The sequence below is a fragment of the Robertkochia solimangrovi genome, from assembly GCF_007279655.1.
In the GTDB taxonomy this organism is placed as follows: Bacteria; Bacteroidota; Bacteroidia; order Flavobacteriales; family Flavobacteriaceae; genus Robertkochia; species Robertkochia solimangrovi.
Window position 1 is genome coordinate 108,144 of record NZ_QKWN01000010.1, and the last position, 15,566, is coordinate 123,709.

Genomic DNA, 15,566 nt, shown 5'->3' on the forward strand with positions numbered 1-15,566 from the left:
AACTCTGTGAGTTCCGTTTTTTTATTACTATTTACAATCAATTCTAATTAAAACAGAATAGATCAGGGTATCAAAACAGCCCTACCTTTAATCTTTCCATTTCTCATTCTATCATAGACTTCATTGGCCTTTTCGAGTGGATATTTCTCTATCTCGATATGAATCTTTTTCTGTCGAGCAAGTCCGACAACCTCCATCAATTCGGTACGGGAACCCCAATAAGGATTGGTCATGGTCACTCCAAAGGGAATGCCCATCATATTGTATTGAAAATATCCTCCCCCAAGTCCGATTATGGTCAGATCTCCATCCATACCGACTACCTTGGTTCCAAGTTCTATCGTAGAAGTCGCCCCTACAAAATCAAGAACCACTTTGGCCTTTTTAATTCCCGTGATCGCTAAGATTTGCTCTGCGGCGTCAGCGTCTTTGGAATTTACCGTATAAGCAGCACCCAATTCTTTGGCGAATGCTAGTTTCTCCTCCGTCACATCACAGGCAATAATACCTGCTCCGGAAATTTCATTAAGGATCTGTAAAGCAACATGGCCGAGACCTCCGATACCGATTACCACCACATATTCATCCGGCATCAATTTAGGCAACGATCGCTTGATCGCTGAATACGGTGTTAAAGCCGCATCGGTCAAAGGCGCTGCGATCACAGGGTCAAGATCATGAATCGGCACTAAAAGTCTTGAAGAAGGAACCAGCATGTATTCTGCCATACCTCCATTCAACCCTAAGCCACCTCCAAATCCCAATTCACTCTGATGGTCACAATAATTTTCCTTCGATTGTTGGCAAGGCTTACAATGACCGCATCCCCAGGGTCCATAAACGAGAACGGCATCCCCTTTTTTATAGTCTTTTACAGTGTCCCCTACTTCTTCTATCCAACCCGCATTCTCATGACCAAGCGTGAACTCCATGTCTCCTACTGTTCCTTCATCAATGATGTGAAGATCGGAATGACATACGCCAGCTCCTCCTATTTTCAATAAGACTTCATCACCTTTTGGAACCGGTTTTTCCATATCATTTATTACTCTGACATCTTTATGTCCAAAATAGCGTACAGCTTTCATATTAGTATGTGTTTTTTCAATTAAAATTCTGATTAAACCATACCACTAATTTACCGAAAATTCGAGGGTTAGCAGGGATCCGGACTGGTAAAGTTCTGTGAAATTTCTTTCCTTAATCCGGCTTTTAAAGCGGTCTTGAATTAAGATTATAACGAAAAAAATATAACCTTTAACGTTTTCTGTTCAATACAGGAATTATGTCATTTTTGTATAAGTCGTGCGAACTTCTATAAGATTCTGTTCTAACTTAATTTTTCATTATTCAGGCACCAATTCAATATTGGGGTGTCCTTCAATTATTTCCAGAATGATTTCAAAATAAGTCTTTCCTTCTCCACGTTCCAAAGCCTCAAGTCTTTTCTGAAAAACCTCTTTATTGAACTTCTCCGGTTGCTTCAATTTTTCAAGGTAGTAATCACGGGTGAGCTCCTTACCAAAGTCCTGTTCACTTTGTTTGAAATTTTTCCAGATCAATTTTATCGGCTCCTTCCCTTCGATCAGTCCGAAACCTCCATAGAACATATCGTTCAAAGCATCCAGACTTTGCCCTAGTTTCCAGTCAACTTCCTGCATAAAAACACGATTGATCTCTTCATAAAATGAAGGTATATCATTAAAGTTCTTACCTTCTATTATAATTGTTTTACTCATAGCAATTTCTTTAGTGATCGAATTCTGTTTTATTATTAAATTATTCTGAACCGGATTAAAGTTACTAATTGTTATACATTTAAATGGCGTAAGTGCCGAAAACGGGTGTACAATACTTTAATTTTCAATAGTGTCAGGCATATCTATACGTTATCTCCTTTAATGATATCCAGGATATTTTCATTCTCAATGATCATCATTCCCTGACGGTCATCAGTGATCCCTTCTTGCAACGTATAGGTATAGGTCGGTCGGTTTCCGACAACGATGGTTGGCAGATATTTAAAGAACAACCGATCATTATCCTTCAATAACTCACCTGCCTCGACGATATGGGTGGAAATGATATATGAACTATTCCGTTTTGAAAATGCGTCGACAACGGCTACAGTGCCATCAGATGCATCTTTGACATTGGTACCTTTAAATAGCTCATCAAAGATCACCAGCAGTTGTTTGTTCGATGCCACCTGTTTCGCAATATCCTTTACACGCAAAACTTCCGCATAAAAATGACTATACCCTTTGGCCAGATTATCGGAAACATTTATCGAAGTATACATGCCGTCATGAATTGAGAACTTCATATGTTCAGCCGAAACCGGAAAACCCATATGAGCAAGGTATAGTGCCACCCCGATCGATTTCATCAACGTCGATTTCCCGGCCATATTCGCTCCGGTCAGGAAAAACACATTCTTTTCTGAATCAATCGTAACATCATTGGTTACAGCTCCTGCAATGCCTGGATGGCCGACTCCCTTCAACTCAAGTTGCCGGTATTTCTTTTCAATGGCGTTGGCATAGACAAATCCTCTTTCTCTACCTACCGTTGAAACAGCGATATAAACATCAATTTTATAGATCTCTTCAAGTAGTTCCCTTATCTCCTCATAGAACAGGCTTCTGAAAACATAATCAAACCGCATCATCTTCTGAAAGGATAATGGAAAATCAACCATGGCTTCCCAAGCCGGTTGAAATTTTGCAGCATTCAGAAAGTTATTCCATCTCATCGCCGTATCATGATACGGAGTATTCTCAGAATTTTCAGTTATCTTTTCCATCATCGTTTTAATTCGATGAAACAAAACAATGGTCTGTTCCAATCCTTCCTGCAGTACCACATGGGTAGGATCGTTGACCACCGTGTGTAAAAATTTGTTTTTTACACGCTCAAATCCTGCAACCCAACGGCTTTTATTTGTAGGAGTCAACAGATAATTCTCCGTATTTTCAAATTCCTTTGAATCAAAGGGTAAATTCAGGTATAGATTTCCAAAAAAAGAAAAAACTTTGCTGCGTTCATTAATCGCCTCAACGTCTATAAGCGGATTCAGGAATAACTGTTCCAATTGGCGCCCGCCTCCAACGGTAATCGTTTTATTAAAAAGGCTGTAAATCGAATTACTTTTATAACGCCCCGTTATATTCAGATCGTCGAGTGTTTGTCGGTCTGTTATAAACTCCATCTTCATTTAGGCTTTTAAAATATCCAGGATTTGTTCATTTTGTATGATCATCATTCCATGACGGTCTTCAGTAATCCCCTCTTTGATCATATAGGTATATTCTGGCATATCGCTATTCATGATCGTTGGAAGATACAGGTAGCGTATGTTATTACTGCGTTCTTTCAAGACTTCACCTGCTTCGATAATGTGGGTAGAAATAATGAAGGTACATTTCCGTTTTGTTGCGAAGGCCTCGACCACTGCTATAGTCGCTTCATATGCATCCTTAACATTGGTTCCCCGGAAAAGTTCATCAAAAACGACGATCAAACGTTCATTGTTATTCACCGCTTCGGCTACCTTCTTTAACCTTTTTACCTCTGCATAGAAATGACTGAAACCCATATTCAGATTATCCGCCAGATTAATGGTCGTAAACATCCCATGCTGTATACTGAAACGCATACGCGATACAGGAATCGGAAAACCCATATGGGCCAGATACATCACTATGCAAAAAGTCTTCATAAATGTTGATTTCCCCGCCATATTTGCACCGGTCAGAAAGATCATATTATTATCTTCATCGATCTTTAGGTCATTGGATACGGCGTTCGGCACCAATGGATGAAACATTCCCTCGATATCTATGCTATTTTCGGCCTGTTGATTAACTTCACCAAAAGTAAAATTCTCTGAACCTGCCACATCTGCTACCGCGGTGAATACATCAATTTCGTAGGCATAACGCAACAACTTCAGGATGTCATTCCTGCTCCTGAAACGAAAGAGTTCATCATATTGCACCGTTTTGTCGAAATTGAGTTTTCCAGCCCCATCAGCGTTCTTGATAAATACAAAAGGGTCTTTGTTTAATAGGGTACTTACCTTTTTCAGAACTTCCTTAAGTGCTGATCCCATTCCTTCATCGCCGAGGTTAAGGATGAATTTGTCAAGACCGATCAGAAAATGTAATGTATCAGAAACTCCCTGCTGCAATTGCTGATATTCAACATCCGCTCCGACCATTTGGTCAAGTTTCCGCTTCAAATTATTTTCCTGAACCGTGAGTCTGCTCCTTTCATCTGTATTGCTGAGATAGAATTCTATGGTATCAAAGATGACACTGCTAAAGGGAAAGGTTATTTTCTTTTTCATAAAGAACCGTATTGAATTGACCCTGTATTCAATTTCGGATGCCGTTGCAAGTGGATACGAGAACATATCCTTTAATAGCTTTGCACCACCACCGGTTCGTGTTTTATTAAAGATTCCAAAAATATCCTTTCCGGTATTATCTCCGAAAATTCTCAGATCATTAATAGTCTGTGTATCTGTTTTAAAACTCATAGGTAATGATTTACATAGCGGGGCAAAGGTATCCTTTGCCCCGCTGTATTTAAGTATTGGCTATCTTCCCTTTCTACGTAACCAAATGATCAAAAATGTGATCGCAAATAGTAGTGGTATGATCAGTCTATATAAGATTTTAACAAAAGGCATATCCTTCTTCTCTAAGTAGATCCTGTCATCGGTAAGTTCAGGTCTGCGAACATCGATCGGCACTTCCCCATTCGACAGCCAGAAGAACATTCCTGTTCCCATGGCAAAATTCTGAGCCCTATACCCTTCTCTTGTCACCGACAACTCTCCATTACTTATAAAATCGGCATCTCCGAGAATCATAATTCTTTGTTCACGATCTCCCAGATTTCGTGTAAGAGCAAGTGCTGTGGTATGAGGACCCTCGATCTCTCCGATAGCAGTATCGAGCTTCGCAGTTTCATCGATAAAATTTGAGGTATTTAATTCATTCCAGGAGCCCACTTCATCAATACCTTCTCTTTTCGCGTCAGATTCCAACACAGAGATATATTTGAATTCGCTTTTGGGCTTATAGGATATTGCCAGGGCTCCCGGCATCATGACGGGTTGTTTATCGTTAATGGATGTGAACAGGTACGCAAGTTCCTTACCTTTATCAGTGACTTCCGAAGTGACAAGATCCATACCATAACCTTCATTATACTCAACGATCTGTCCCGGTAAGAAACTAACCCCAAAAGGCGCTACCAACGGATTCATCATCTGTTGCCGGTTCAGATCGGCAGCGATCACCAAATTACCCCCAGCTTCGATATAGGCATTGAGATTTTGTAATTCCTGCGCAGAAAACTCCTTTTTAACATCTGCAATAATCAGAATATCGATTTGTTCATCAACCGGAACAGCCAATTCTAATTCTTGAAATTCAAATCCGTTATTGATCAATGCATACCTGAATGACTTTTCATTAGCCAGCATAAGGTATCCACGGGAACCAAAATCATTTACATCCCGCTCCTGATGACCGGTGACGAATCCTACCCGTGGTAATTCTGTTGTTAATTTTTTAAAGGCCGCCGTGATCTGTGATTCATTCGGAAACCGAAACATATCATCATAAACCCTTAAAGGAGTTGAATTTCCAGCCTCTGTAGTGATCTTACTAACAAAGCGATTTTGTTCTGAGGCCAGATCGATCTCGTCTGCATAGTAATCCGCCGGTTTAAAGATCTCCGGATCAACTTCTGCGAGGTTACTCGCTTTGGTCAGCGCTTCCTCTGTGGATAATCCTTCAAATCGTTTGTTATGACTTTGCAGTACTTCTTCACCCTGTGGAAGTGCATAATAATAATTGTAACTAAGGTCTATATCCGGATAGAACCTTCGGTATTGGTCATAGCGACTCATGTCAAATTTTTGATTAGCGGGTGCTCCAGACCAAAAACTATTATCAAATATATTTACATAGGTATCAATCTTAACTTTGCCTTTCAGATCAGCAAGAACCTGCTGACTGTTTAGTGTAAGCGTATTGGTTTTAGTCCTGGTTGTATCGTAATAATACATTAACGTGGGCAACGTACTCAAATAGCCCACGAAGGAGATCAACATGAAGGCTCCCGCATAACGGATGAAGGAAATATATTTCGGACTTCGTTCCCGGATTCCTTTCAATCGAAATATGGTAAAGGTGATGAACAGGCCCGAAACCAAAATAAAATACAGCACATCCTCACTGCCGATCAATCCTCTGATCATGGTATCGGATCTGCCATTTATAGACAACCAGTAGGTGATATCCCTCACAAATTCCACATCCTGCCATAAATTTCCGATTTCACCAAGCACAAACAGAATCGCGAAGGTACCAATAGCAGCCACGATCTGATAGGAAGTCAGGGAAGAAACAAAGAGTCCTATTGCAGAATAAGCGCAAACTACCAGAAACAATCCAAGAATAGCAGTTAATACCAATGGAAGATCGAAATCTTTTATCGTAAAAACACCGAATATCGAAATGATCACGAGAATTCCTGACATGGAAAGACCAAAGATCACCATCGATAAATACTTACCAAGTACGATCTGTCGATTAGATACGGGGGCAGAATATAATAATTTGATCGATCCCGAGCTGAATTCATGACTGAACAAGCCCATGGTCAATAACGGGATATACAGGTACAGATAGTTTTGCATACGGTTCATTACCCCGCTTTGTTCGGTATAAATCATTCGGGTCAGGTTACGTATGGTATACCCCAACTCGGTATTCATTACTGCGTCGTTTGTAAGCTGCATCAACTGTATTCCTGCCTGGATACTGAATACGGCAAGAACCAACCAGGCGATGGGCGAATAGAACATTTTCTGGAGTTCCATCCTTGCTATTTTAACAATCATCTTCATGTACTACTTCTCTTTATTTTTTTGACAATGCAGAAAACACATCGTTCAGTGAATTTTTTTCAACTCTTATTTCGTCCAGGCGCCAGTTACATTTTACACTCTGCTGAACGATCCTTTCGGTCGCTCCGTTCAGATCTTGAAATTTTAACCGGTAATTAGGTCCTCCTAATTCTTCCACACCTTCCAGACCTTCGATCATTTTCGTCAATTCTTCTCCGGATGGCATTTCCAGTAAACGAACAAAGATGGTATTGGGAGTTAAATAGTTATCGAATTCATCGGTCTTTCCTGAAAAAACCAGCTTTCCGTGTTCAATCATGAATATATGATCGCAAATGGCCTGTACTTCGGTCAGCATATGGGTTGAGAGTAAAACCGCCCTGTCATTGGCGATCTCTTTTACCAGTTTACGAATCTCAAGGATCTGATTGGGATCCAACCCATTGGTTGGCTCATCCAAGATGACGAAAGCAGGCTGATGAATGATCGCCTGTGCAATACCCACTCTCTGACGGTACCCCCCCGATAGATTCTTAATCAAACGCTTTTTAAAATGTGTTATCGCACATTTTTCCAGTACATTTTCCACCGCTGCCTTAACCTTTTTAGATTCGATCAGTCTGAGATGTGCACAATTCGTCAGATATTCCTCCACAGTTGTATCCATATACAAAGGTGGGTGTTGTGGTAGAAATCCGATCTGTTTCTTTGCAGAAATGGGGTCTTTCGACAGATCAAACCCGTTCACATAAACATTTCCATTGGTCTGCTTTAAAACGCCACTGATAATGTTCATCGTAGTAGACTTTCCTGCACCGTTAGATCCCAGTAAACCATAAATTCCCTTATGTGGAATTTCAAAACTTATATCCTTAACCGCCCATTGTATACTGTAACGATGGGACAGATTTTCCACACTCACTAAGGATTCTTTCATAATATTTATGTTGTTATTTTCATGAAATAAGGAGGATACTACTTTAATACTGATATATATCGGATCAGTGTAGTATTCCTTAGATTCAATCTTGTTTTAAGTCTGATCGTTTGAAGCAATGTTTATTTCACGGGAACCGTGTAAATCAGGGTTCCCGTGAAATTATTTTCAGTTTACTATTGGTCGGTAGGATTTTGTGGCCAATCCGGATTAAAATACATTACCTGTAAAGGAATTTGAAGTGTATACTTATTGCTGTCTGATTCCAGGGTGGCTGCAATATTTCCTGCGACGTCATATCTGTAAACCGTAGGCATAAGTCCTTCGGAAGCCAGTCTTCTCATATCGAACCATCGCATTCCCGAAAAGGAAAATTCAAAGTTTCTTTCTTCCAGGATCTTTTGTAATACTTCTTCCTGCACCGGACTTTCCGGATCATATTTCGTATAATCTTCGGGCATAAAACGTTTACTTCTCAAAAGGTCGAGTTCCTCCAAAGCCGTAGTAAGATCATTTGATCTGGTAGCGGCTTCTGCAAGAATTAAATGCATTTCAGCTACGGTAGGTCCCCAATTGAATTCGACTAAATTCTGAGTTGAAGGAGGATAGGCATAAGCCCAGTAGGTAATAGCACCTCTTGATTCGAAATCGCTCTCATCCCAGATGCTGTAATAATACTGAAGTCTTAAATCCTGCCTGTCGAAAGACTGAATAAAGGTAATATCAGGAACAATGGTAAAATATGGCGTTGTATTGAGTCTTGCATACAAAGCACTTTCTCTGTTTCTTAAATGGGGCATTTCACTTCCTCCCGACATCAAGGAAAAGTCTACCAGGGAATTTGTGCCGCTATTTAAAGCAAGTGTGGCATTCTCTGCAGCTCTTTCATAATCTTTCATAAAGAAGTAAGTTCTTGCTAAAACACCGTATGCAGCAGCAACACTACCGCGAAATCTGTTTTCACTATTATCTGCTGGAAGGTCCGATAATGCTTCCTCTATGTCTCCGATGATATGATCATAGATTTCCTGAACAGAACTACGCTCAGGAACTTCATCCTGAAGATCATTGGAAGTGACAAAAGGTACGGCCAGGTCTTGAGCAGCGGTAGATACATCATATACCTTTCCATAAAGGTTAACCAGATAAAGATATTCGAAGGCTCTTCCAAGAAGAGCTTCAGCTCTCAGGCTGTTTCGCTCCTGGTCTGTCCCTCCGGAGGCTGCATCTATACCATTGAGAACCGTATTAAAATAATAGATGTTCTGATAGAGATCAGACCAGATTACCGGGGTTGCCTGAGGATCTTCGGAAAATTGAGATTGCCAGGTATATATACGCTCCGCATCATAACTGGGAGGATTGGTATAATCTGCCATATCCATATTATCCGCCAGGGTATTTAATTCATTAGGAAGTGAGGTCTGCAGATCCGTACTATTTAACCACTGATCATAATCTTCGACCGTTTGCAATAATTGTACGCCTTTTGGTTCCACATCGAGATAATCATCACAGGAAGTCAATAGCAATCCGAAAGATATGGTGAAAACAATGTAATGTATATGCTTTTTCATTGTTTGTAATTTTATCATTATTAATAAATTAGAAATTAATATTGAGGCCTATCGTATACGTAGGTGTCAGGTATGATTTCTCATAGGCACCTACTGCCTGACTGAAATTAAACTTATTGAAGCCTAAGGTGTATAAGTTTGATCCCTGCACCCGAACCTCAAAGTTTTGAATTCCTGTTTTTCTTAACCAGCCACTGTTTCTAAAACTATAAGCTGCAGTAAGGTCTCCTAATGTGATATAGGCGCCATTTACTGTGTATTTGTCGGTATAACCCAAATTCGTATAATACGAAGTATTCAACATGGGAAGTACGTCAGGATTATTCTCGTCACCCGGCTCAAGCCAGTAATTCCCTGCACCTTCCAAAGGTCTAACATCACCTACATAAGGAACAGGTACTCTGGTTTTAAACCCACCATAAAAATTGATCATACAGTACGCATAAAAATCTCCGATATCTACCCGGTTACTGATTCCCATATTGTACGTAGGTATGGAACTCCCGACATAATCTACATCTAAGATTCCGGCATCATCCGTATAGATCGTTTTTGCATTTCCATTGCTGTCATAGATTAGCGGAGCTCCTGTATCATCAATACCGGCATACCGATAATTAAACATGGAACCAATTGCATATCCCTCGATAAAATCGGTAGCACTTCCCGACAAATACGATGAAGACAAGCTATTCGATGTCAATTCATTGGATACCGCCAACACCTCACTGGTGTTGTAGGAGATATTGAATCCTGTATTCCAGTTAAATCGTTGTTTTGTGATCCAGTCGGCCCCCAGACTAAATTCCCAACCACTGTTGCGGATCGTCGCCTGATTTACATAGGCTGAACTTTGACCTTTGGTGGCATCGATTTGATTTGTGGCAAGCAGATCGGTACTCTTCTTCGTATAATACTCGATACTTCCCGATACATTTCTAAACAGATCATAATCAAGTCCGAGGTTGAAATTGCTGGTCTGCTCCCAACGCAACCCACTATTGGCCGGAGATAAAAGACTTAACATCAATCCTCTGCTCGGATCAAATCGGTTATACCCTGCTTCAGCGATCACCTGAGGTAAGGAGTTCTTGGCGACATTTCCATTAAATCCATAAGCCGCACGGATCTTCAATGAATTCAACCATGAAATATCCTGCATGAAATTCTCTTTATCGATATTCCATGCAGCTCCCACCGACCATAAAGGCTTGTATTTATACTTAGGGTCCGTACCAAACAGGTTTGACTGATCGATACGAATACTACCGGTAACAGAATATTTTCCTTTATAAGCATAAACGATATTGGAATAAACAGAAATGAATCTGTTATCTACATAGCCGAGATCAAATAAACTGTTGTAGGATAGAGAAGGATTATTTCTGGCGTAGGTTGGGTTATAGGAATTATCCAATAACGTATTGTCTACCGGTTGCTGTAAAAGGTTTTGATCATTATATCCAAAATAGGCTGCAGAATTCCCCTTTTCCAAAACGTCTCTGACTTCACCTCCCAGGATAAGATTTATAGAATGATCTTCATTGAACTGTTCATTATAATTCATTTGTGCTCTTAACGTATAACTCTCCGCACTGGTAGTACTCTGCCTTAAAATACTTCCTTTGGGAAGATTATACGTGAATCCTCCATTACCATCATCGGATGTGTAATAATTGATCAATTGACGGGTCTCCGCCGAATTCTCATCCGATAAATATCTTGTATCAGTGCGAGAAGTCTCATAAACGCCTCCAAAACTAAAGCTCAACGCATCATTCAACTCATATCGAAAATTAGCCACGAATCTATTGTTGACCGCCTGTGTCTTGGTACTTACCAAATCGATCTCTTCGAGGGGATAATACTGATTATCTAATAACCCTTGTGATATCAGATAATCATTGTACCAGGGGTTGGCATTTGAATTATAATAGGTAGGTAACGCATTTCCTGCTTCATCCTGAAAATGCTCAAAAGCATAGATATCGGTTATATCGGGAATAGGAACTGAACTGGTCTTAGCCTGCTGGAAATTATTGGTCACATCCAGCGAGAAACGATCTGAAAATTTTAAGGTTGCCCGCCCGGTGATCATAAATGTACTGTTATCATTCTTTATCTGGGACTGATCGGTATTGGTATGATTTACCGTTAAATAGTAAAGAGCTTTATCGGACCCACCAGACATGTTCAGGTTATAGGTTTGAATAGCATTCGTACGCAAGAACAGGTCTGAATATTCATTCGTATTGTTGTAAGCGCCCATTGCTGCAAATCGCTGGTTAACCTCTGCGTCTGTCAACACACCGGCACTTTGCTGCGCCAGAATATACGTGATCGGATCTACGTTGAAATCAGGACTGGCATTCGGGTTGGTGATCAGATTCCATAGATAAGATCCATTATCAAGGTAGGTATCACGGACGAAATCGATGTTAAGGTTGGACGCATCCTTATCCCATCGATACCGATCATAGTTCTCTTTCGGACTAAAACCAAAGGTGCTGTTGAAATCAACATTGATCTTTCCGGCTTTGGCTTTCTTTCTTTCGATCACGATCACCCCGTTGGAAGCACGCACCCCGTAAATGGTTGCCGCTGCGGCATCTTTTAGTACCGTTACTGATTCAATATCATTCGGATTGATATTATCCAGGGTTAGCTCGGTTGGATAGCCATCGATCACGATGAGAGGATTTCTACTCCCGTTGATCGTGGATATACCGCGAATTTGAAATAAACTGTTCCCTTCGAACTGAATATCATTATTGATGAGGAGTCCGGGAATCTTGTTCTGAAGACCGGTTAGAAAATCGGTGGTATTGATCCTACTGTTATAATCTTTGGTTTGAATAGTTGAAACTGCACCGGTAACCTGCTCAGGTTTGATCTCCTGATATCCCGTCGAAATAACCACCTCATCAAGATCGGCTACCGCCTCTACCAGAACAACATCGATAACCGTTTTATTTCCAACCAGGATCTCTTGTCCCTGATACCCCAGATAAGAGAAGTTCAGCACATTCTCGGTACTGGAAACTTCAATGGCATATGTACCATCGAAGTCGGTCACCGTTCCCTGTGTGGTGCCTTTAATCTGCACGGTAACGCCGGGTATGGGCACCCCTTGCTGGTCTGAGACCGTTCCGGTTATCCGGATTTGTTGCAGATCCTTTTTCTCGCGGACTATGATAATATTATCGGAAGAAAGCACTAAATTAAACTTATCGGTAGTAATACTCTGTCCTAATAATCGATCTACGCGTATCGTCCCTTTCTTCAATTGTACTTTGGGCAGATCTTTAAAAAGATCTTTGGGATACATAAATTTATAATCGGTTTGCTCCCTGATGATCTCGAATACCTCATCGACGGTCACCATTTCATCATGGTCAATGGTCACTTTAGTTTGGGAGAATGTTTTTCCGGATGTCAGACCGAAAACTGTGGTGCAAAATAAAAAGATGAATGTCCTCATAATCATCATCAGTATCCGTTTTCGATGCAGAGAACGGACATAGGTAAATTTAATTTCCATAAATTAGCATTGTGTTAGTTAGAATTTGATTTTAATTGATACACTATGAAGGGGCGAAGTCTGATACACGTCCAAATGTTCACTTAGCTTCGTTCCCTTTTTTTGTTTCACCCTACCATCACAGGTAGGTTCTTTTATGTTTGAAGGATCTTCGGTGTCTATGGAAAACCTTACTGGTAATCCCATAAGATCCACTACTATTTAATGATCACTTTTCTTTCATTTATTTCATAATTATTGATAACTCCGAAGTTTTTAATCTTGGATAAAATATCTTCGATGCTTTGATTCTTGCCGATAACCCCTATAAATTCTTTGTCTTCCACTGAACTGTTCTCAAAAACAACCTCCATATCGTACCATCTTGAAAGCACCTTCATAATATCCCGCAAAGACTTATCATTAAAACTAAAAATGCCCTTTTTCCAGGATATTTCATTATAAACATCCACTTTTGAAACCGAAATACGGGGATCTGAATGATTAACGACTGATTGATATTCCGGGGCTAAAATTTCACGCCCTTTAGCAGTGGAAACAATCACTTTTCCTTCTACCAGAGTAGTAAAAACATTTGATTCATCATGGTATGCCTTTACATTGAATTCGGTGCCGACCACCTCGATTTCCTGAGATCGGTTCTGCACTTTGAAATGGGAACCTTCATTCTTTGAACTTGGGGAAACATCAAAATATGCTTCACCATATACCAATTCGACCTCACGAGTTTCACCCGCTTTGAAACTTACCGGATAAGTAAGCTTTGACTCTGAGTTTAACCAAACGACAGTACTGTCTGATAATACGATCTGATATTGACCCCCTCTGGGAATGGTTAAGGTATTATATTCATTCACGGCTGAATGTTCTTTATCTGAATAGACGATCACATCATTTTGAGCGGTTGCATTATTTAATACCAGGGTTGCTGCAGCATCCAGCTGCAGATTTTCGCCATTGGATAAAGTAAGGGTAGCTTTATCGGTTCCCGGAATTATTTGATTGTTAACGATTACCGGAGGCTCGTTCACCGGCAAAGGTTTAGTTTCCTTCATAAAGAGAAAATAAGCGGAACTGACCAGAACCAATACCGCCGCAACCGCCGCATATCGAATTAACTTTTGGGAGAGAGCCACTACTTTTACAGGCTTGTTTATTTTCCCAGAAACTTTTAACCAGGCTCTTTGACTATCGAATTCACTCGCAACCGCCACATGTTTCTGAAACCAGTTATCCGAATGTATATGGCTATATATCGAGTGATTCTCCTCCGATGCAGTTTTCCATCGCTCAAGAAATTCCTTTTCCTCCTCGGTCAAATGACCTGAAAGTTCTTTTGCAAGCAATTCAGAAATGTCGTAATACTGGTCAGAATTATTCATTCAATGCAATTTTCGGTTACCCGGATTTATTGTATTACTCCTGAAAACAATTTTGGTAGTATTCGATGATGAAAAAAAATAAATTTTTCAGGAAACCGATAAATTTAAGGACGGAAATAAGACCATAGTACATCGAGAAGTGTTATTCTGAGAATTATATCCTTTTCATATATTTACAGCCCTTAAACTGCGAATTTTACATTGAAAGACATTATTCAGGAAATCAGAGAAGGTAAACAGGAATCCTTTAAGGAATTCTTCGATGACTTTTACCCTGTACTTTGCTCTTATGCGAAAAAATATGTCATTGCCACCGATAAAAGTGAAGATATGGCGCAGGAAGCGTTGATAAAGTACTGGGAACGCCGTGAGAATTTCAATGACATCCGGGAGGTAAAAAACTTCTTATATGTAGTTACCAGAAACCAGTGCCTTACCTTGCTTAAAAGATCAAAAAAGGATCAGGATCTCGAACTTATTAAAACCCTGGAAAGCGAATCATTTTTAAAGGCAAACATCATCGATCAGGAAACCTTTCACCTGGTTCAAAAAGCAGTATCAAGCCTTCCGGAGCGACAAAAGCAAATTATTCTTTTAACCTTACAAGGGGTTAAAAATCCGGAGATCGCACAAAATCTGGACATTACTGAAAACACGGTTAAAACCTTGAAAAGAAATGCGTTTCGGAAATTGCGGGAACTCCTTAAAGACAATTACTATCTATTGCTGTTTCTTTGATCGTAACTTCTTTATCGATTACACACTCACTTGATGAAATACTATTAAAAAGGGTAATGTAAACACTACCCTTTTTTAAAACTCCCTCGCTAACTAAATCAAATTTTAGGGAATCAAAGTATCTATTCAGAGCTACCGAACCATTTTGGACTTGATCAATTCAATACCAGTGTCAGTAAACCCAGTAAAAGCAAAACAGAAAAAGGTAAAAACCTTTCGAACCAGCCAAGATAAAATCGTTTAAAATTCGTGATGAGTATGGTTGCTTCTATATTAGAACCACGCAACTTCAAAATAGTAGTATGCTTGTTTCAATTTTATAGGGTATGCGGAATAAAAATGTAAATGGAGAATCGAATTATCCTTTGAAGAATTTTTTAAAAAAAAAAGGGCAATTTTATGATCTGTGATGCTTTACATGAACTAATATCTGAAGTATTAGTGTCTGAAATAAATTGCGCTA

10 protein-coding genes are annotated in these 15,566 nt (G+C 39.9%); 1 reads left to right on the top strand and 9 read right to left on the bottom strand.

Annotation, left to right across the window (positions count from 1 at the left end; all coding sequences use genetic code 11):
* Window positions 1–62 precede the first annotated feature (62 nt).
* The 9 genes from DMZ48_RS14385 to DMZ48_RS14425 form a co-directional block, all read right to left on the bottom strand.
* The gene (locus tag DMZ48_RS14385) at window positions 63–1,088 is read right to left on the bottom strand and encodes an NAD(P)-dependent alcohol dehydrogenase (RefSeq protein ID WP_143955857.1); all 1,026 of its coding nucleotides are present in this window, start codon (window positions 1,086–1,088) and stop codon (window positions 63–65) included.
* Window positions 1,089–1,346: 258 nt separating this feature from the next.
* Window positions 1,347–1,739 carry a barstar family protein gene (locus DMZ48_RS14390; protein ID WP_143955858.1) on the bottom strand — a complete coding sequence of 131 codons (393 nt, stop codon included), beginning with the start codon at window positions 1,737–1,739 and terminating at the stop codon, window positions 1,347–1,349.
* A gap of 143 nt (window positions 1,740–1,882) precedes the next feature.
* The gene (locus DMZ48_RS14395) at window positions 1,883–3,211 is read right to left on the bottom strand and encodes a MutS-related protein (protein WP_143955859.1); all 1,329 of its coding nucleotides are present in this window, start codon (window positions 3,209–3,211) and stop codon (window positions 1,883–1,885) included.
* Between the two features lie 6 nt (window positions 3,212–3,217).
* Entirely contained in the window at window positions 3,218–4,543 is a 1,326-nt protein-coding gene (locus DMZ48_RS14400; protein ID WP_143955860.1) for a MutS-related protein, read from the bottom strand.
* A gap of 60 nt (window positions 4,544–4,603) precedes the next feature.
* Entirely contained in the window at window positions 4,604–6,901 is a 2,298-nt protein-coding gene (locus tag DMZ48_RS14405) for a Gldg family protein (RefSeq protein WP_162558731.1), read from the bottom strand.
* A 40-nt stretch (window positions 6,902–6,941) separates the two neighbouring features.
* A complete protein-coding gene (locus DMZ48_RS14410) occupies window positions 6,942–7,865 on the bottom strand; it encodes an ABC transporter ATP-binding protein (protein WP_143955862.1) in 924 nt (307 codons plus the stop codon).
* 176 nt (window positions 7,866–8,041) lie between these two features.
* The gene (locus DMZ48_RS14415) at window positions 8,042–9,442 is read right to left on the bottom strand and encodes a RagB/SusD family nutrient uptake outer membrane protein (protein WP_143955863.1); all 1,401 of its coding nucleotides are present in this window, start codon (window positions 9,440–9,442) and stop codon (window positions 8,042–8,044) included.
* A 28-nt stretch (window positions 9,443–9,470) separates the two neighbouring features.
* Window positions 9,471–12,983 carry a SusC/RagA family TonB-linked outer membrane protein gene (locus DMZ48_RS14420; RefSeq protein WP_143955864.1) on the bottom strand — a complete coding sequence of 1,171 codons (3,513 nt, stop codon included), beginning with the start codon at window positions 12,981–12,983 and terminating at the stop codon, window positions 9,471–9,473.
* Window positions 12,984–13,180: 197 nt separating this feature from the next.
* On the bottom strand, window positions 13,181–14,365 hold the full coding sequence (locus tag DMZ48_RS14425) for a FecR family protein (protein ID WP_143955865.1): 1,185 nt from the start codon (window positions 14,363–14,365) through the stop codon (window positions 13,181–13,183).
* Window positions 14,366–14,566: 201 nt separating this feature from the next.
* Here DMZ48_RS14425 and DMZ48_RS14430 point away from each other — a divergent pair, with 201 nt between their 5' ends.
* Entirely contained in the window at window positions 14,567–15,103 is a 537-nt protein-coding gene (locus tag DMZ48_RS14430; protein ID WP_143955866.1) for an RNA polymerase sigma factor, read from the top strand.
* Window positions 15,104–15,566: the final 463 nt, after the last annotated feature.